15 protein-coding genes and 1 tRNA gene are annotated in these 20,078 nt (G+C 47.8%); 7 read left to right on the top strand and 9 right to left on the bottom strand.

Features of this window, described 5'->3' with window-relative positions; translation table 11 throughout:
- Nucleotides 1-48 precede the first annotated feature (48 nt).
- The 6 genes from LBQ00_08605 to LBQ00_08630 all read right to left on the bottom strand — a co-directional run bounded on the left by LBQ00_08605 (nucleotide 49) and on the right by LBQ00_08630 (nucleotide 7,414).
- Nucleotides 49-1,656 (bottom strand): AMP-binding protein, encoded by a 1,608-nt coding sequence (locus LBQ00_08605; GenBank protein ID MDR2018905.1) that lies wholly within the window; start codon nucleotides 1,654-1,656, stop codon nucleotides 49-51.
- A gap of 552 nt (nucleotides 1,657-2,208) precedes the next feature.
- Nucleotides 2,209-3,474 carry a (Fe-S)-binding protein gene (locus tag LBQ00_08610; protein ID MDR2018906.1) on the bottom strand — a complete coding sequence of 422 codons (1,266 nt, stop codon included), beginning with the start codon at nucleotides 3,472-3,474 and terminating at the stop codon, nucleotides 2,209-2,211.
- Nucleotides 3,475-3,491: 17 nt separating this feature from the next.
- Nucleotides 3,492-4,871 carry an FAD-binding protein gene (locus LBQ00_08615; protein ID MDR2018907.1) on the bottom strand — a complete coding sequence of 460 codons (1,380 nt, stop codon included), beginning with the start codon at nucleotides 4,869-4,871 and terminating at the stop codon, nucleotides 3,492-3,494.
- Between the two features lie 472 nt (nucleotides 4,872-5,343).
- On the bottom strand, nucleotides 5,344-5,550 hold the full coding sequence (locus LBQ00_08620) for a transposase (GenBank protein ID MDR2018908.1): 207 nt from the start codon (nucleotides 5,548-5,550) through the stop codon (nucleotides 5,344-5,346).
- A gap of 214 nt (nucleotides 5,551-5,764) precedes the next feature.
- Nucleotides 5,765-6,604 carry a sugar phosphate isomerase/epimerase gene (locus tag LBQ00_08625; protein ID MDR2018909.1) on the bottom strand — a complete coding sequence of 280 codons (840 nt, stop codon included), beginning with the start codon at nucleotides 6,602-6,604 and terminating at the stop codon, nucleotides 5,765-5,767.
- 165 nt (nucleotides 6,605-6,769) lie between these two features.
- The gene (locus tag LBQ00_08630; GenBank protein ID MDR2018910.1) at nucleotides 6,770-7,414 is read right to left on the bottom strand and encodes an adenylate kinase; all 645 of its coding nucleotides are present in this window, start codon (nucleotides 7,412-7,414) and stop codon (nucleotides 6,770-6,772) included.
- Nucleotides 7,415-7,704: 290 nt separating this feature from the next.
- Here LBQ00_08630 and LBQ00_08635 point away from each other — a divergent pair, with 290 nt between their 5' ends.
- The 4 genes from LBQ00_08635 (at nucleotide 7,705) to LBQ00_08650 (ending at nucleotide 10,331) form a co-directional block, all read left to right on the top strand.
- Entirely contained in the window at nucleotides 7,705-8,364 is a 660-nt protein-coding gene (locus LBQ00_08635; protein MDR2018911.1) for a CAP domain-containing protein, read from the top strand.
- An 88-nt stretch (nucleotides 8,365-8,452) separates the two neighbouring features.
- Complete coding sequence (locus LBQ00_08640; GenBank protein MDR2018912.1) at nucleotides 8,453-8,863, top strand: carboxymuconolactone decarboxylase family protein; 411 nt, start codon at nucleotides 8,453-8,455, stop codon at nucleotides 8,861-8,863.
- Nucleotides 8,864-9,177: 314 nt separating this feature from the next.
- Entirely contained in the window at nucleotides 9,178-9,825 is a 648-nt protein-coding gene (locus LBQ00_08645; GenBank protein ID MDR2018913.1) for a DedA family protein, read from the top strand.
- 119 nt (nucleotides 9,826-9,944) lie between these two features.
- The gene (locus LBQ00_08650) at nucleotides 9,945-10,331 is read left to right on the top strand and encodes a DUF192 domain-containing protein (protein ID MDR2018914.1); all 387 of its coding nucleotides are present in this window, start codon (nucleotides 9,945-9,947) and stop codon (nucleotides 10,329-10,331) included.
- Between the two features lie 326 nt (nucleotides 10,332-10,657).
- Here the strand turns inward: LBQ00_08650 and typA are convergent, their stop codons facing one another.
- The 3 genes from typA to LBQ00_08665 all read right to left on the bottom strand — a co-directional run bounded on the left by typA (nucleotide 10,658) and on the right by LBQ00_08665 (nucleotide 13,799).
- The gene (gene typA, locus LBQ00_08655) at nucleotides 10,658-12,475 is read right to left on the bottom strand and encodes a translational GTPase TypA (protein ID MDR2018915.1); all 1,818 of its coding nucleotides are present in this window, start codon (nucleotides 12,473-12,475) and stop codon (nucleotides 10,658-10,660) included.
- A gap of 767 nt (nucleotides 12,476-13,242) precedes the next feature.
- Nucleotides 13,243-13,319: transfer RNA gene (locus LBQ00_08660), tRNA-Pro, on the bottom strand.
- 60 nt (nucleotides 13,320-13,379) lie between these two features.
- Nucleotides 13,380-13,799: a secondary thiamine-phosphate synthase enzyme YjbQ gene (locus LBQ00_08665; GenBank protein ID MDR2018916.1), complete on the bottom strand. Its 420-nt coding sequence runs from the start codon at nucleotides 13,797-13,799 to the stop codon at nucleotides 13,380-13,382.
- 236 nt (nucleotides 13,800-14,035) lie between these two features.
- Here LBQ00_08665 and LBQ00_08670 point away from each other — a divergent pair, with 236 nt between their 5' ends.
- From LBQ00_08670 to LBQ00_08680, 3 genes are all read left to right on the top strand, one after another.
- Nucleotides 14,036-14,689, top strand: a complete 654-nt coding sequence (locus tag LBQ00_08670) for an AAA family ATPase (protein MDR2018917.1) — start codon at nucleotides 14,036-14,038, stop codon at nucleotides 14,687-14,689.
- A gap of 22 nt (nucleotides 14,690-14,711) precedes the next feature.
- Nucleotides 14,712-16,661, top strand: a complete 1,950-nt coding sequence (locus tag LBQ00_08675; GenBank protein ID MDR2018918.1) for a DUF2726 domain-containing protein — start codon at nucleotides 14,712-14,714, stop codon at nucleotides 16,659-16,661.
- A 352-nt stretch (nucleotides 16,662-17,013) separates the two neighbouring features.
- Complete coding sequence (locus tag LBQ00_08680) at nucleotides 17,014-19,923, top strand: metallophosphoesterase (protein MDR2018919.1); 2,910 nt, start codon at nucleotides 17,014-17,016, stop codon at nucleotides 19,921-19,923.
- Nucleotides 19,924-20,078: the final 155 nt, after the last annotated feature.

Here is a 20,078-nt window from a genome sequence, read left to right on the forward strand (position 1 = left end):
TGCCCCCCGCCTTTTGTTTTTCGCCGTAAGCCGACGACTACCAACATTTTACTGATGGTCGGCCCATTTACCGTACTTCTCTCTGAGCATCCTGTGGAGTATCTTGCCGGCGCCACTTCTTGGCATCTCTTCGTCCTTGATGAAAAAGATGTTCTTAGGTACCTTGAAGCCAGCGATCTTGCCTTTGCAGTAACTACTGATTTCCTCGGCTGTAGATGTCTGCCCTTCATGGAGGACAACTACCGCAGTCACCTGCTCGCCCCATTTTTCATGAGGAACGCCGATTACGGCTACGTCCTTCACTTTGTCATGACCGCCCACGCAGTTCTCAACTTCTGACGGGAAGATGTTCTCGCCGCCGGAGATGATCATGTTCGCTTTTCTGTCGACGAGGATGATGTAGCCGTCGTCATCTCTGTATGCCATATCGCCGGCGCTGAAATATTCTCCCTTCATGGCTGCTTTCGTCTTTTCCGGGTCTTTCCAGTATTCCTCAAAGACCATCGGGCTTCTGGAATAGAGCTCGCCCACTTCGTTCGGCTTGGTGACAAGCTTTCCATCTTCGTCGTAGAGCTCTATAAGGTCGGTACCGATAACCTCGCGTCCGCAGGACCCGAGCTTCGTGAGCTGCTCGCTCGGCTTCAACACGGTGACGATTCCTGCCTCGGTCGAGCCGTAGGCCTCGTTAAGCTCAGAGTTCGGGAACATCTTAAGAACGCCCATCTTCGTGTCTCTTCTGGCGGGGGCCGAGGAGATAAGGAGCTTCTTCACGGAGCTGAGATCGTATTTCTTTTTCACCTCATCGGGCAGGGTCAACATCATGATGTAGTGAGTCGGGACAAGGGAGGTAAATGTAACTTTGTGGTCCGAAAAGGTCTTAAGCAGATCTTCAGGGTTAAAGCTGACCATATTATAGCACATGACCGCTCCGCCAACCCAAGTGGCCACGAAGGAATAGAAGAGTGAGTTCACGTGGCAGCATGGCATGACGAGAAGGTTCACATCGTCAAAATTAAACTGATGGTCATAAATCATGATGAAATACTGGGAGAAGAGATTGAGGTGGCTTTTTACCACACCTTTCGGCTTCCCTGTCGTTCCGCCGGTGTACATGATCACCCACGGGTCGTCCGCATCGACCACTGTGGCCGGTTCCATAGGACTCGCCTTGGCAAGCGCCGCTTCGTAAGAGGTAAAACCGTCGTAGGTCTCTTTGCCGTTTGCGAAGGAGATATAGCCCGTCACTGTAGGCAGATTCTTTTTCATCTCAGCGACCTGTTTTATCCACGGGAATTCCTTTCCATCCGAGCCGTCCACGCCTCCCTGGACGATAAAGACTTTACATTCGCTATGGTTGATGTTGTATTCCATTTCCACCGGTGCGAGCCGGAACATGAGCGGCACGCAGACAAACCCGCCTTTTGCGGCAGCACCATAGATTTCCATCCACTCCACGCAGTTGTAGGCAAGCACCGCAAACCGGTCGCCCTTCTTCATACCCATATCGGCAAGGGCGTTCGCAAGCCTGTTCGCTCTCTCGTTCCACTGTTTGAATGTATAACTCTTATAGAGATCCTTGATTCCGATCTTGTCCGGCCACTTGAAAGCGTTTACCTTCAATACCTCTTTTGCCGTCATCCAATGCCCGTTTTTCATAAAACCCTCCTTGTTTATGTTGATGAAATCAGTCTACCGCCCTCCGGCGGTGTATTGCCTTCAAGAAAAGTGTACACCTCCCGGTGTGTTTACCACAGCAACTTTCAGTTTTTTCCGGAAGTACTTCTCCGTCCATAATATACCAATCCCCATCGCAGCGCAACATACAATTTGAAAAAATATCCCCATGTTTTTTGATTCTAAGCCTCATGGTCAATCGCTAATCGCTGAACACCACCTCATCGTGAGACGATATACGCCAAAAAAACAAAAGAAATGCCACAGCCCTTGCTTCTGTGCTGTTTTAACGCAACAATTGACACTGGTGTCGCCACTTCTTCATGCGGCCAAACCTTAAGCGCAGACTCTATGTTGAATCCTCTCCCTCTCAGCTTCTCCCCTGCTTAGTGCACCTGCCTTTGCCTCCCTCAAGGAACAAAGAAAACAGGTTGTCCAACAGCCGGCCGCGGGGGTTCGACAAATCCAACCTCTCTTATATATCCCTTTCGGACATAAGGATATACAAGAGTATATTTTCCGAACCTGATCCCTCTATTCCACTAACTCCAAGAAGTGATGCACCTTCTGAGGCATCTTGTTCTGGAGGACATTGTCGATCAGATTAATCATACAGCCGGGACAGGCCGTGACGACTATGTCCGCCCCAGTGGCTTTGATGCCATCCATCTTCTTGGCCGCGATCTTCTTCGTCAGATCATAGTGATAGACACTGAAAGAGCCTCCCATGCCGCAGCACAGGTCGGCATTTGGCATCTCCACGTACTTAAGTCCTTTAAGGGCTTTTAAGATCGCCCTCGGCTGCTCCTTTATGTTCTGATACCGTATCAGGTGGCACGGGTCGTGCCATGTTGCCGTCTTTCCCTCAAATTCCTTCTTGAGTTTGAAGTCGGAGGGATTGATCTTAAGGATATCAATCAGGAACTCGGTAGAGTCTTTAATCTTCTTCTCGAATGCCTCGTATCTTTTCTGCTGGTCCTCGGTATCAGTAAGGTATTTCTGATAATCCTTCAGGGTAGAACTGCACGTGCCGCAGCCGGTCACGATATAGTCCACATCCTTAAAAGCCTTTATGTTCTCCTCGGCAAGCATTCTGCCCGTCTCAAAGTCGCCTGAGAAGTAGATGGCAGCGCCGCAACAGCTCTGCTCTTCGGGGACTATCACTTCACAGCCGTGTTTGGTGAGAACGTCGATGATCTTGAGTCCTAACTCGGGGTACACAAAATCCATGGCGCATCCCGAAAAGAAACCGACTTTCATCTTAGCCGGCCCACTCTGAGGCTTATTTACTCTTTTGACTCGATCCCTAAGGAATTTGTCGGCAATTTCCGGGATATTCCTCCCTTGGCCTAACCCTTTTAGAAAATCGGGGAGATGACGTATCTTGCCTTCGGTCTTCGGCATCATGAACTGGAACGTCTTGGCCAACTTCACGTACCTACCGAAGGCTTTCCTGTTGGCCATGACCTTCCGGAAAGCAAAGTTCTTGACAAAACCCAGTCCCTTCTCCTTGACGAGCTGGGCTCTCGCTCCTACAACCACCCTGTCAATCTGTGTCTTCGCGGGACAGTTGGCAGCGCACCGCTTACAGAGCAGGCACTTGCCTATAATATCGGCCATCTCCGGGGTGAACTTCTGATCTCCTTGGATCATCTGCCTTACAAGATAGTTCTTTCCTCTCGCGACGGCGGTCTCCACCTTCTCTTCTTGGTAGACAGGGCAGAAAAAGCTACAAAAGCCGCATTTCATGCACTGGTCGGCAAATTTCTCTATTTTCTTCAGCTCTTTTAGATCTTCCAAGCGTGACCCCCTTTCGTTTAGTCCCAAATCTTGCCCGGGTTCATTATGTTGTTGGGATCAAAGAGCGCCTTGATTCCCTTCATCAGATCTACAACCGCTGGGTTCGTCACTTTATTGAAGAACTTTTGTTTCTCAAGGCCAATCCCGTGTTCACCAGAGAGGACTCCGCCAAGCTCTACCGCGCTCTCTATGATCTCATCTATGGCTTTGATTGCCCTACTATAAAGCTCTTCGTTCTTCTTATCGGTCAGTACAGACGGGTGAAGGTTCCCGTCACCCGCGTGACCCAGGCAGCATGACTCGACATTATGCTTCTTCGCGATCTCTTTGACTTTCTTTATAAGGGCCGGGATGTTACCTCTTGGGACCGTGACGTCTTCGGAAAGTACCGTGGGCGCTTTCCCAAAGACAGCCGCAAAGCCGGCTTTTCTCGCCATCCAGTACTTATCCGCTTCTGCCTGGTCTTTGGCAATTCTCACATCGGTAGCGCCATATTTCTTTGCGATCTCAGCGATCTTCTCCACTTCTTTATCGACTGTTTCAAGAATGCCGTCACACTCGAAAAGGAGCACAGCGTCCGCGTCCTTGGGGAGTCCCATAGGCATCATCTCTTCAATCCTGTTGATAACCCAGTTGTCGAGAAGCTCAATCTTATTCGGTATCACACCATTTTCCAATACCCTGTAGACATTCTCGCCGGCCACGGCTATATCGGCGTAAACGGCCATGATCGTCTTCCTCGCAGGAGGCATGGGCCTAAGTTTCAACTCTGCCTTGGTTATTACACCGAGGGTGCCTTCGGAGCTGATGAGGATGTGGAGAAGGTCATACCCCACCACATTCTTTAATGTTCTGCCTCCGAGATTAATAATGTCGCCGGAGGGAAGTACGGCCTCAATTCCCAAGATATATTGCTTCGTCACCCCGTACTTCACGCATGCCGGTCCGCCTGCATTCTCCGCGATGATGCCACCCATGGTCGCGCCCAAGAAACTCTGCGGATCGGGTGGAAAGAAAAGACCATCTTTCGCCAGCTTCATTGTAAGATCCTGGAGGACCACTCCCGCTTCGACCGTAGCCGAAAGGTTCTCCTTGTCGATCTTCACAATCTGGTTCATCTTGGTGGTAACAAGAACAATTCCACCAAGCCACGGGACAGAACCACCGGATACGTTGGTGCCGCCGCCCCTCGGGGTAACCGGTATCTTCTCCGCATTGGCAAGTTTTAATATGTCAGAAACCTGCTCTGTGGTGGTAGGAAAAACGACCACTTCCGGCTCATGCTGCCAGCTCGTCGTGCCGTCATAAGAATAGGCCTTCAATACCTCAGGAGTTGTAAGGACATTCTCATTGCCGACAATCTTCTTTAATTTGTCTAATACCGCTTCTTTCATCATCCGACCCCCTATTTCAGAAAAGTTGTTATGATACAATGTACTTAATATCCTTTTCTCAGTAAGTTTGTCAAGGGAATACGACAAGCCTGCCAAATGAAGTTCAGTAGGCAAAACAATATCTTTGAACCTCTGTAGCCCTTTGGGGGCATTGTGTTTTTGTATACAACTTTTTTCGAAACACAACGCTCCATATTTGTTAAAATGCGCATAAGAAGACAAGAATTTAGATTATACCACGAAGTTAATAAACAACCCTTAGCTCACGCTTAAGGGTATTCCAGAGCTAAAGCCTCTCTTGCCCCTGATCTTTCCGCCCATTGACGCTCAATATGGTTATGTATTATTTCTTCGTTTATTCCATATGGTGGAAAAACAAAGTAACCTTCCTGCCAAATATACCGTCTGTTCTCCAGTATGCTTTTTTTGAGAAAATGGAATTTTTCTTTAAGTTTTGTACTGATGTTTCATTTTATTATGAGTACCGCTTTGGTGGGATTTGCATGAGAAGGTGGATGTGGATATAGTTTACTTCAATTATTTTGAAGTACAGGCAATGTTCTTCTATAATTCTTTTCAATTGAAAAATTTCTTCGTTAAAAATTTTTCGATAGTATTTGGTCTGAAATACCAAGTGATATTCATATAAGTATACACGGTTACCTTGTTTCCTGTATTTTATTTAAGGTATTGTACTACGTACCACACCACGCACCACGAGACAGAAGGCTTAAGGGGCACTATATCTGCACGCTTACGCACGTAGTATTAGGATCTGCTACGCCGGTCTTTGCCGGAGGTGGAGGGGCTATATCTGCGCACTTACGCACGTAGTATTACTGTATTAATGGGGGGGGGTAAAAAGCCGGTGCGGGCGCTTCGCTGATTTAAGATGTTCAAGGTGTAGGATTTTCCGGCGCCGCCTCAAACTCTTTGAGTTTCTTGATCACTGCATCCATTCCGAATTGCTCCATATCGTAACTTTCCACGATAACCTTCTCCCTGTAGCCCAGTCTCTCAAGACCGTTCACAATCCTTTTCAGGTCGATACGGCCCCGGAGAAATGAGTGGTCGTCTTTCAACCCGGTGTTGTTATGGAGATGGACGTGAAAGAGGTTTTCAATACCGATACGCTCAAGATCCGACAGTATCGCGCTCTCGGGGTCGTCCGTACCTTTGGCATAATGGCCTGCATACGCGTGTCCCACATCCAGCGTAATTCCCACATCAGAGATACGTTCGCGAATTTTTTCAAATTCAGGAAGATCACAAAAGAAGAAATAGGGCATGTGGACGTTTTCGAGACCTATCTTCACTCCATACTTCCGGGCCAAAAGGGACACCTCCCCTAAATCATCGATAAAACTTTCCCTGACCCTCTCCTCTATCTCCTTCACTTTATGTGCAAGGAACGTGTACCCAGGATGTATCACCACCGGTCCTGCACCGATCCTGCCCGCCCGTTCGACGGCGCTCATTATCTTACGTTTCGAAATGGACCGTATATCGTCGAAGAAACTGCCCAGGTTAATCTCGAAAAAAGGGGCGTGAATGGAAAACTCCGCTCCCTGATCCTTCAGGATTTTAATCTCCCGGAAGAATCCGTCGTCCATCGCAAGGATTTGTGGAATCTCCTGAGACAACTCAAAGACGTTGATACCCAGCGATAATGCCTCTTCCATCATCTGCAGCGGCGGTGTTTTTGTAAAGAAATAGGTAGAAAATCCGAATTTCATTTGGATGGCCCTTCTATTCGGCTGAGAAAAACATACCCAGCATCCGTGTATTTATCTCCGTACTGGCCGACAGCGGTCGCCGGGAAGTATATGTGTGGGGCAGGTTCCGGGATTCGGATCTTCCGTCTCCCGGAACTGGATATTCACACAGTGCGTATTAGCGGGTTACTTCACTGCGGCTTTTACTTGGTTCACAATCTCTTCACTGCTAAGGGAGGCGATAGTCTTCAGCAGGCCTTCCTTCTTGTAGAAGTCAATAAGGGGGGCAGTCTTCTCGTTATATGTCTCAAGGCGCTTCGTAATCGCTTCAACCGTTTCGTCCGCGCGCTGCACTGCAGGGGAACCGCACTTCAAGCACTTGCCATCCGGTGTGGGCGGCTTGCTCTTTATGTTATAGATTTCCTGGCAGTCCGGATTGGAGCAGGTTCTTCTCGTGGTAAGTCTGTCAAGAATGACATCTTTCGGCACTTCAAGATTGATGACGGCGTTCATCTTGATGTTAAGTTTTTCCAAGAGCTTCTTCAAATCTTCCGCTTGGGGTATGGTCCTTGGAAAGCCGTCAAGGAGAAAACCCTTTGTACAATCCGGTTCCTGAAGCCTCGCTTCCATGATATCCATGATTAGCTTGTCAGGAACAAGCTCTCCCCTTTCCATGTATCCCTGAGCTTCCATCCCGAGGGCTGTCTTCGCCTTCACTGCATTTCTAAGGATATCGCCTGTGGAGATCTGCACTGATCCGTCATAATCGGTCAACATCTTTGCCACCGTGCCCTTACCGGCGCCCGGCGCCCCTAATAACACTATTTTCATGGGTCACTCTCCTATTTTAATTTTGGTCAAAAGACTCCATATTATACAAATTTTTTCCCTCAATGGGAACTTATTTTGCGGATCTTTCCTACAGCCACCCATCGCTCAAGGCGCCAAGTGCACAGCGGATTGCAAAACCAGGAGGAAAAGTAAGCCATATAAAAAAATGATGTAGCCGACACATATTATGGACCTATTAAATAAACAATCGGTTGATTTCCTATTGCGTTAGGCTAAAGGTGCCTCATTCTTTGACAAAGACTGCCCGGCATTATAGAATACAGACGGAAATGAGGCGTATAACAACACAATTGACAATATGGGCGGTCTTCCTTCTCCTGACAGTCAGTCTTGCGTCGTGCGCACTTCCCGCGAAGAAGATCGCAGACGGTATCCTCATATATAACGAAGGGATCGGGAATTTTACACTGACGGCCATGGAAGACGCCGCGATGAGGAAATTGAACGACCTGAGGGAGCGTCCGGGCGAGTGGGCGGACTATCTGGCAGGACTCAAGCATGGTCCAATCATGAGCCGCTCAAATACTGAAGATACCAATGACGCCATTCTCTTTCTCAAGAAGATGAACCCGCGCCGCCCCTTTACGGTCTCAAAAGGCCTCTGTCTGGCGGCCGCAGCCCTTGTGAAAGACCATGGTCCAAAGGGGTTGAGCGGTCACAGGGGAAGCGATGGAAACAACGCGTTTTACAGGATGAACGGTTACGGACTCTGGGATGGGAAAGCAGGAGAAAACCTGTATTATGGTCACAAAGATGCCGACAGGCTTATCGTGGCGCTCCTCACAGAAGGAGGGTCGCAGGGATTGGAGCAGAGGAACAACATTTTCAGCGAAGACTTTCACTTCATCGGCATCGCCTGCGGTGCACATAAGGTCTATAACACCATGTGCGTCATCAACTTTGCCGAAAAATATACCGAAATGCCATGATTTGTACGGGGGATACAGGGGATGCGGTGGACACAACCCCTGATCCCTGACGGCTTTCAGACAGGGAATATAGTTAAGGAGGAAATTCATGAGCGACGAAGAAATCAGAAAAAAAACTCAGGAAACAGCAAAGAAACTGTTCGGCAAGGGCATAAAGATGGACCCTCCGTATATTATGTGGAAACAGTTCGACAGAGACCTTGCCAATAGCCTTTCCATGCACATCACTGGCAACCTCTATTCCAGGACCGTACTTACCCTGCCTGAGAGGCAGATGGCCGCATGCGCTATGCTTGCCGCCCTCGGAGCGGCTGATGAACTGAGACTCCACGTGAATGCCGCCCTGAATGTGGGCTGTGATCCGAAGAAGCTTGCTGAGATCTTCTTCCAACTTGCACCTTACGGTGGCATGCCCCTCGTGAACAAAGCCCTTGAAGTCTACAGGAAAGTTCTGGAAGAGCGCGGGGAATGGGAAGCCTTTACAGAAGACAAAGATTAAGCAGAGATCACAGGACAGGAGGCCGGCCGTTTAAGCGCCAGCCTCCTGTGAGGCAGAGATGGATATGCCTTATATTATCGACCGCCACCGCGCTATACGTTTAAGGAGAACCTGCAGTCTGGCTCTGAAATCCCAAAAAATCCCGAATTCATGGGCAAGGTCGTCTGTTTATATTGAAGTCATGGAGGCGACGAGGTCCGAGTCCTCCGTTTCCCTATGTCCTATACCGTCCGCCTTCGCAACTCCAGCACATTGACAGGATTTGTGTACTGTAGTATACATAGGACGGGTTATATACTCCCCGCCTTTGACTTATGGACGCTCTTAAGACTTTTATAGACTTCTTCATGCACATTGACGTGCATCTCAACGCCATCATCGCCGCCTACGGCATATGGACTTATCTCATCCTCTTCTTCGTCATCTTCTGCGAAACCGGTTTGGTCGTCACCCCCCTTCTTCCTGGCGACTCCCTTCTCTTTGCCGCCGGTTCCTTTGCTGCGAAGGGAGCTCTAGACATGGCCTGGCTTCTTATCATCCTTTCCGTTGCCGCCATTTTAGGAGATACGGTCAACTACTGGATCGGATGCATCTTGGGGCCAAAGGTATTCAGCAAGGAAAAGATCCGATTCCTTAACCGGGAGCACCTGGATCGGACGCACCAGTTCTATGAACGTTACGGCGGAAAAACCATAGTGATCGCCCGATTCGTGCCCATAATCCGCACATTCGCACCCTTTGTCGCGGGTATCGGGAGCATGACCTATATGCGCTTTATCGGTTACAACGTCTTCGGGGGTGCGCTCTGGATCGCGGTCTGCGTGTTTGCGGGCTTCTTCTTCGGGAACCTGCCCGTGGTGAAGGAAAACTTCTCTCTTGTTATCCTGGCAATAATTTTTATCTCCATCCTGCCGGGGATCATCGAGTTCGCTCGGCAAAAATTCAAATCTTCTCAGACGTAATGGCCTTTAATTCCATAAAGCATCTAAATCGCCGGCTTCTGCCACGTGTCCCGGCATTCGCCTTTATAGCCCTCACACTATTCTTTATCCTCCCCACCACCGCTCTTACCGCTGGCCCTGTGGGTAAAAAGGTTACCTTTCTTCAGAACAAAGGCAAACCAGGACCCTGTACCTTTACAGTGGAGGTGGCGACTACTCCGAAGGACCAGACTCTCGGGCTGATGTTTCGAGAGCGGTTGGATCAGGACGCAGGGATGCTCTTTGATTTCGGACGGGATGAGATGCGCTATTTCTGGATGAAGAATACCCTTATCCCTCTTGATATGATATTCATCGGGTCAGACATGAAAGTCGTGCATATTCACAGGTGGGCGCGGCCTAAGGACGAGACAAGTATAAGCTCAAAGTTTTTGACCCGCTATGTCCTTGAAGTCAATGGGGGAAAGGCAGCCTCGTGTCGCGTCAAAACAGGCGCGAAGGCCATATTCATCAACCTCTCACCGTAAAAGAGAACGGTCCTCCCTTCGTCCGCCAAGTTTTGAGCGTATGGCCCTCAAGCCTTTGGGCTTAAATCTCATAAATCGCCTTTGCGCACCTCAATAGCGCCGGTCAGGCTCTCCGAGACTTCCCGCCGCCGTCAAAGAGAATACAGGCTCCGACGTGAGGTGTAATATCGTCGCGGCAGCGCAAGAGCGGGGCGTAAGATTTGGACGGCCTATCAAAAAACCACTCGACAGTTTCAATGATTTGGTAAAGTTGCGTAAAGATTCGGTGCGTCATCAGGGGGCGGTATCATCTACCGGCTCCAAAAACGCTCAAGCCTAAAGAGTTTTTACGCTGCGGCGTTCTTGGCCCGCTTTCTTTCCAGGCCATCCAGAATAGTCTTTCTTAATCTGATGGATTCCGGAGTAATCTCCACCAGTTCGTCGTCGTTGATGTATGCTATGCACTCTTCCAGAGTCATCCTGGTATAGGGCGTCAGGATCACTGCATCGTCCGAGCCGGACGCACGCATATTCGTCAATTTCTTTCCCTTCGCCGGGTTAACGATGATGTCCGCCTCTCGCGAGTGCTCTCCGATAATCTGGCCCGTGTAGACCCTTTCTCCAGGTCCCAGGAATAACTTTCCCCTCTCCTGAAGATTGAAGAGCGCGTATGCCACCGTGGTGCATTCCTCCATGGCGATAAGAACCCCTCTGGTCCTGTTCCTGATTTCTCCCGCATACTCGTCGAACTTGAGGAACATGTAATTCATGACTCCCATGCCTCGCGTCTCGGTGAGGAATTCGGAACGAAACCCCAGAAGACCCCTGGTTGGTATCTTATATCTCAGCCTAGCCATCCCGTTTTCCTGGCGCATGTCGATAATCACGCCCTTCCTGCCCCCAAGGTTCTCAATGACCCTGCCCATGTAGTTCTCATCCACATCGATGGTAAGTTCCTCATAAGGCTCTAATCTTACGTCGTCCACTTCCTTGAATATCACCTGAGGCCTCGTCACCTGGAACTCGTACCCTTCCCTTCGCATCTTCTCGATGAGGATGGAGATATGAAGCTCGCCCCTCCCGGAAACCTTATATCCCTGGGTCTCTTTTAATTCCTCGACCACGAGCGCCACATCGGAAAGAGTCTCCCTGAAGAGCCTGTCCCTCAGGTGCCGGGATGTGACAAATCTGCCCTCTTTGCCATAGAACGGTGAGTCGTTTGGCACAAAAGTCATGGACACGGTGGGAGGATCTACTTCAATGCCCTGAAGCGGTATGGGACTCAGGGGATCGGTAAGGGTCTCGCCGATGGTAATTGATTCCATGCCGGCAACTGCCACTATCTCGCCCACACCCGCCTTTTCCGTCTCGACCTTCTCGTTCCCTTTGAAGCGGTAGATCTTGGTAACTCTTGCAGGGCGCACGGGCGTATCTCCCGGTGTGGCCACCACGACCTCTTTATCGATATGGAAGGTCCCGGAAGTGATCTTGCCAATGGCAAGCCTCCCGAGAAACGTGGAGTAGCTAAGGGAACTGACAAGCATCTGAAGGGGGGCCTCCGGATTGCCGACCGGTGCGGGAATGGCGTCGATAATCATATCGAATAGGGGCAGCATAGTCCCGCTTCTCACGGTGTAATCAAGAGTTGCGTATCCATCTTTCGCTGAGGCGTAAATGACGGGAAAGTCAAGAATATGGTTCGGCGCATCAAGTTTTACGAAAAGATCAAAAACCTCGTCTACCACCCAGGAACACCGGCCGGCCGGTTTGTCAATTTTATTGATTACCACGATTACCGGCAGATTAAGGGCAAGGGCTTTTTTGAGTACAAAATAGGTTTGCGGCATGGGCCCTTCAGCCGCGTCCACGAGAAGCAGGGCGCCATCGGCCATTTTTAGGACCCTCTCGACCTGCCCGCCGAAATCGGCATGTCCCGGGGTGTCGATAATATTGATAAGATGGTCTTTATACACAAAAGATCCATTCTTGGAAGCGATGGTAATGCCACGCTCCCTCTCAAGATCCATAGAGTCCATAAGCCGTTCCTCAACGACCTGGTTGTCGCGGAAAAGGCCGCTCTGTCTGAATAACTGATCGACGAGCGTAGTCTTACCGTGATCGACATGCGCAATGATTGCAATATTTCTTATCTTGCTCTGTTCCATACTCCCTCTTTAATGGCTGACGATACAGCGTTAGGAAAAAATTGAAATGTTCCTATATTTATACATCAAAAAGGCCTTAAAATCAATGAGGATTTTTCCTGTCCTTTGTGATAGAGCCATAGCGTACCCGCACAAGTTAACCTCGATGACAGAACGGGTCTACCCCACGATCTTAAGCCCATGACCGGGCTTAATGCCACAAGAGGATCAGGTAATGATCATCCGGTCATCCCCCCCTCTCTCCTAAGCCGCCGCCCTCCACAGAGCAGCAATGCGTAACATAAGGATAAAAGCACATATCTGTCCATAAGAGTCGATAAGGACGCTACGCCTAAAAATGGCGAGGGGGATGGAAAACTTAGAGTCCGAAGATCAGAAAAACATGGTGCTTTGGCTTCCCTGCGACTGTTAATATGTTATCAAGGCTCATCGCCACGTCTGCAAAGATTATGGTCGCCATCGCTGGGGCCGGCCTGATATGTTCCTTTCTTTAATTTCTGTTCCAAGATATTCTCGGTAAAAAACCTGACGACGATTCATACGACCAGGTAGCCGCCTATGAGCTTCACGAAACTGAAGATCAGAAGCGCAGTACCTCAATATCAATAAACGGACACGGTTGCGCGGGGCAGGAGGATAAAGTCTCGGAAGAAACAGGTCACACGTAACAGGTATTGGACACACGCTTAATCAAGATATGGAACGGCAGGAGAAAGGAGGGATAAAGAATGCCAATGTAGCCCCGGCTATGTTTGGAAAGACATCAATGGTCGGGGAGACAGGATTTGAACCTGCGACCCCAGCGTCCCGAACGCTGTGCTCCACCATGCTGAGCTACTCCCCGTAGGGATAAGAATACCAGACTTGACCGAAATATTCCATCGATTTTTTACTGCAGGACGATTCAGATTCCCATGAGCTGGACGGTCACCTGTCTGTTCCTCGGCCTGTTGTCGAATTCTGTCAGCGCTACCTGCTGCCATGTCCCTAAAAGTAGACGGCCGCCCTGAAAAGGTATGGTGAGTGAAGGTCCGGTGAACGCAGCGCGAATATGGCTAAAGCCGTTGGCGTCCCCCCACGTGTTGTCGTGGTGATAAATAGCCCCAGAAGGGGCGATCTTCTCATAGAACTCCTTGATGTCCTTTATCAGCCCTGGCTCATATTCAAGGGTGGTAATACCGGCGGTAGAGCCAGATACGAACACCGTCATGTTTCCATCCATGAGCGTCGATTTTTGAAGTAAACCCGTGAGTTCGGAAGTAATATTTATGATATCTCCGCTGCCTTTCGTATCATGGGTAATTTTCTCCGTAATTATCTTCATCCCCTGCCCCCGGTTTTCTTCATTATGATACATCCATATTATTTTATAGTATCATTCGTGCCCGGCTGCAACACCAAATCTTCCGGAGTCCCTGTTTAATTTTCGTGTGATGCGCGGAACATGTAAATTAACAGAAAACTTCTCACAATCCGAGGGACCTTTTTCAACTTTATTTGGACTGCGGTATTATTGTATAGTGTCATAATTTTTCTGACTAATCGCGAGGTGAGCAGGCTGTGCCAGGTAAAGACAGGCAATTTCGCATATATCTCAAAGGGAAGGACAGGACCGAAGATGTTCTTGACTATGAGCGCATTGACGACAAATATAAAGTAAGATTCACCGATAATAAGACATACAAATACAACGAAAGTAATGTTCTGATAATTGAGTCTGTTCTAAATGACCCAAAATCCCGTGAATGCTTTGATTATCTGAACAGCATAGCAGATGCAAGAGGGATCAAAATCAAGGTCGATGAAGAAGAAGTTATCAATATTTTATCGCATAATTACTCAAAAATCGATTTTGTTATGCCCGATAGTATATTTGGCGCATTTCTTTGCGGAAAACTGCCGGAAACTAACCCCCACAACCCCATGGCAATAACCGATATCGTATACCCGTTTGGCTTCAATGCAAGCCAAAAAGACGCGGTTGATCGGGCTCTGGCAAACAAACTCAGCATAATCGAAGGACCGCCGGGAACGGGCAAGACACAAACCATTCTAAATATAATTGCGAACGCCGTAATGCAAGGCGAGAGCGTCGCCGTAGTTTCGAGCAACAACTCTGCGACAAAAAATATCCTTGGTAAGCTCCAAAAATATAATGTTGACTTTATTGCGGCATACTTGGGCAATAAAGACAATAATAAAGAATTTCATTAACTCACAGAAACCGTTGCCTGATATGACGGGCTGGAAGCTTACTCCGGAGGCGACTGCTGAACTACAGCAATCACTAAGGCTGCGTTATGGAAATTTACAGGAGAAACTCGCTCAACAGAACGAATTGTCCGCCTTGAAACAAGAATTATCAGCTATCGAAACTGAAGAAAAATATTTTTTGCAATACTTTGATAGTTTTGATGCTCATACAGAACCGCAAGCTGTGCAAAAATCGGATACATCTCAAGAAGCGCTGGAAATGTGGTTATTATGCGAATATGAAAAAGCGCCACACAATAAAGGATTGATTACATTTATTAAACGCATTTTGGGGTATTTAACAATTTGGAATAGGCGCAAGTTGTTAGTCCGCAAATTACTTAAGCAATATTCGCGTGATTATCTTGCAGCGGTGTTTCAGCGACGGTTTTACGATCTCAGAAAATCCGAGCTTAATAAAAGCATCTCAAGGCTGGCGAATGAACTTAACTCGTTCAACTTTAGTGCAAAAATGAGTGAATACTCAGAGATTTCTGCACAGCTTTTCCACGCAAAACTCGCTGGTCAGTATGCTACGAGAAAACGTGAGGCTTATGAGCTTGACGACCTATGGAAAAACCCTCAAGCCTTTATTAAAGATTACCCTGTGATTTTAAGTACGACATACTCGCTGCGCAGCAGTCTGTCGAGTCGCATGATGTACGATTACGTGATTATCGACGAATCTTCTCAAGTTGATTTGTGTACTGGAGCGCTTGCTTTGTCGTGTGCGTGGAAAGCAGTCGTTGTTGGAGATTCAAAACAGCTTCCAAATGTAGTGGATTCAGAAGCAGCAGACACCACAGATGCTATTTTTGAAAAATATGATTTACCGGAGATATACCGTTACAAGAACCACAGTCTGCTGTCTGCGATAACTGCAATGTTTTCCAAGGCTCCAAGTACGCTTCTGCGCAAACATTATCGCTGCCACCCAAAGATTATCGACTTCTGCAACAAAAAGTTCTACAGTAACCAGCTTGTTATCTTGACTGAGCCCAAGACAGATTGCGAACCATTGATTTTGTACAAAACTGTTGAAGGTAATCACGCACGAAATCGAGTTAATCAACGACAGATTGATGTTATCAGGGATGAGATTATTCCTCAACAGAAACTAAATACGACAGATGGTTCGCTTGGTATAGTTACTCCGTACCGCAAACAAACAAATGCTCTTCAAAAAGCGTTTGCCGGAATGAATGTCAAGGCGGATACAGTAGATAAATTTCAAGGACAAGAGAATGAGGTCATCATCCTATCAACAGTTGATAACAAGATTTCGGAATTCGCCGATAATGCGAATAGATTAAACGTTGCGATATCGCGAGCGATTGAGCAATTAATTGTTATTGTAAATGATGGCGATACTTTTCAAGACACGAATATGGGCGACCTTGTTCGATATATCGAATATAATAATTTTACAGTCATTAACAGTAAGATTTACTCAGTCTTCGACTATCTTTATAGGAGCTACGCGGAGCGCAGACGAAAGTTTCTCGCAAAGCACAAACGCATATCAAATCATGACAGCGAAAATCTGATGTACGCACTTATTATGGATGTGTTGAATGACAATGGACCCGACAATTTTGAAGTCGCGGTTCATGTTCCGCTGAAAATGATAATCCGCGATACAAGCCTGATGACTCCACTTGAAAATCAATATGCGATGAACATTTTGGCACATGTAGATTTTCTTATTTTTGACGCAATAGATAAATCACCACGGCTTGCAGTCGAGGTAGATGGCACAGCATTTCACGCAGAGGGGTCAAAACAGTCGGAGCTTGATGCAATGAAGAATGAAATTTTCAATAAATATGGCCTGCCGCTATTACGTTTTAGAACTGACGGAAGCGGTGAGCGCAAACGATTGATTGAAGCGCTTGATGTTATTTTAGGTAATGAGCAGCAGAAGAAGGTGTGAAAATTGTCCATAATCAGTATCTCTGACAGATGTTAATTGCAGGGGTTTATGATTGTGGCGAGGAAAGCAATGTCATTCAGGCGCTCCAAAAAACTCTTTGCGAAGCGAGCCGGAACGAGTGAGGGCAGCCCACTTCTTTTTACAGGACTTTAAGGAAGCCATGCGCCAATAAAGAGATATAATTTGAGAAGCCGACAGCAAACGGTTTTTGCAGCGCGCCACAGCTATGCGGCAGTATACAGCCAAATACCTATGGTGCATCTAAACAATTCTGATGGAACACTTGAAACGAGATGCCTCTTGATTATAAAATAAATCCTCTTTGAATTCTGCAAAAGTACGGGTGATGACAATGGATGACTTCCAATGGCTGCACTTTTCGGATTTACATTTCAGTCCTAATGATGGTTTTGACACTTTGCTGGCAAGAAGGCAATTAATCAGCTTCCTTCGCGAGGAAAAGTTACCCTGCAAATATATGTTCATTACAGGGGATATTGCAAATAAAACTTCCTATAAAGGCGCAAAAGAAGCGGTAAAGGAACTGATCAGTGCTTCGGGGGTTCCCGCAGATAACGTATTCTGGGCTGCAGGTAATCATGACATTCACCGCTCGCTTTTGCGAAAGACCATTATACGCGGATTCCGCGATTTGGAAAATGCATCCGATAAGTTTGAAAAATTCATGAAGGATAAGGAATGCAAAAAAGCACTCACAAATATTGGCATGCAAAAATATCATACCCAACATAAGAAGATTCTAGGTCGGGCGCTAACGACGGATCAGATTGCAGATGTTCATGTATTGCACGATCTGCCGGACTTGAATTTGATCGTTTTAAATACATGTCTTGCTTCCTGCGACGATCAAGATGAAGGCCGATTGCTAATCGCGGAACCGGGTTTATTGAAAGTATTTGAGGATATTGACACGCACAAACCTACCATTGTCATCGGGCACCATGGGCTGAAGTTTTTCAGGCAGGAACAGCAGGAAAAGCTCGGTCAACTGTTCGATAACAATGGTGTAGGCTGTTATCTGTGCGGTCATGCGCACGAACTGGGTTGGGATGGTATCAAATACTCCGGACGTGATATTTTCCAGTTTACCGCCGGTATCGGCGCGGTAAACAAGAGCGAATCCAAATCGGTTTTCCTGTGCGGCTCCTATAGTTGTACCGACGGGAAGGTACATATCACGCCTTACAGTTATCACGAAAATGGAAATTGGGCTGAAGATTACGAGATACTTAGAAGATTGGATGAAAACAATAAGTTCGATATCTTTGTGCCTGACAAGGGGTCAGAGCATTCCGGCGCACCTGAACAGAATAACATTAATAGCCCGGAGAGTTATGTCAGTTCGAAAGCCCATTATGAGAAACTACTCAAGGGCCGGTTTTCCGATACCGAGTTTGACGAAAAGCTGTCCGCCGGCACTCTTCCCATAATGCTGGAAGCCACCGGCGGGGAACCGGAAACCCTGTACGATACCCTTAAGAACCATGGCGGAAACTTTATCTTCATCGGTGAGGGCGGCACAGGCAAGACAACTTCCCTGTTAAAGATCTGGGAGGGTTGGCTTAATGCAAAATCCGAACTGCCTCTTTACGTCCCGCTTAACGATTACAACATCAAAGCACAGGAAAACTTCATTTCGGATTACATTAAGCAGAATTATATCATCGACCTGGATAAAACATCCGGGCCAGTAATTCTTCTGCTGGATGGCTTTAATGAGATTTCCGGCGATCCGTATCCTGTGATCCGGGAGATCAAAGAGCTGACCGTCCCTGCCCGGAAGGGCATACGCGTAGTGCTCGCCTCCCGAAACAACTTTATCATGGCGTACGGGTTAAAAGAGAAAGGCTTTGCGGGTTATGACATAAAGCCGCTAACCCCCGAGAATATACAAGAGTTTTGGGGGAAAGCGCAAAAAAACAACCCCGACCTGCGGGACATTGATCTGCCAAAGGAATGGGAGGCGCGTTTATCCACTCCTATGATGCTGACGCTGTTTGCCAACACCTGCGCCGTGCGTACACGTGTGGAAGGACATGGCTTCCCCTTTGTGCCGCCAAATACCGCCGGAGAGCCGCCCAAACCGCCCAAGACCGCTGGAGAACTGATTTACAATTATCTTCTTTGCCAATTGGCTAAGCTGGTGACGAACAATCAGCGAGAAGATTTATATGCCGCCTATGTAGCGCTGTTCCAGGTTGCGCCTTATGTGGCCTGGAAAATGGAGACCGCCGGGCTGTTTTCAATGGATATTGACAAGTGTGAGGATCTTATAGCGGAGTTCCTTGATAAAACCAAATCTTCCATACGGACATCGGCTGATCGTTTTTTGAGGAAGATTGCCCGACATTATCAATTTAAACTTAAATGGGAAGATGAGGATACCACCGTTGATCAATTGTTGAATGTGTTAACCCATCAGTTTTATTTACTGACAGAGGATACTGGACGTTATACTTTCCGGCACCAGCACTTCCGCGATTTCCTGTCTGCGCTGCACATTGACAATGCGTTGGCCGGAGTACTGGACAAACCAAGCGATTTCGTCATCCCGGAAGAAATTAGGGAACGTGTACTTCCGCCATACGTCGCCGAGATGCTGGGCGGATATTATGGCGACTACATGAACTGCGAGGGATTTGAAGTTGGAACACATTTACATGATTTACTTGATCGTCTTCGCGGACTTGATTATACCCAGACAGGCTATGCAGTAAACAATGTGGTCGGCATCTGGAGGCAGTCCCGGGGCGGCCATATTATAGGCGAGGATTTGTCGCGGTTGGACCTGACTCATGTTGCAATGAACGGGGTTTATTTCTACTCAGACTCGGCTGCCACCCGTTTTGACGGAGCCCATTTGTCAAAGGCTACTTTACTGCCCCAAGGCCACTCTGGCTCAGTACATAGCGCGGTATATAGCGCAGACGGACAACGGATACTCTCCGCTTCTGATGATAAAACCATTCGGGAATGGGACAGAGAGACGGGTGAGTGTCTGCGCGTTTTCGAGAGGCACAGCGACTGGGTGAATAGCGCAGTATATAGCGCAGACGGACAACGGATACTCTCCGCTTCTCGTGACAACACCATTCGGGAATGGGACAGAGAGACGGGGGAAAGCTTATGGAGTATCCCTCATTACAATGGTGTTAACATTATTGGCTGCAGTTTCAAGGGCTGTAAATATAGCAGCAACGATTTAAAAGAGCTTGTAAAGGTTTATGGAGGAAAGGTATAGAAAACCTCACTTTTCCATACGCCTATGTCCCTGCGGGTAAATGGTCAGGGGTGATCAAGGAGTATCCTGTTTTCTTTGAGGGTATTTCTATAGCCAAGATATCCCCATCCAAAAAAATGTGCGATTATGATATACATCTGGCGCTTCTTAAGACA

The sequence above is a fragment of the Syntrophobacterales bacterium genome (assembly GCA_031274925.1).
Taxonomy (GTDB): Bacteria; Desulfobacterota; Syntrophorhabdia; order Syntrophorhabdales; family Syntrophorhabdaceae; genus PNOM01.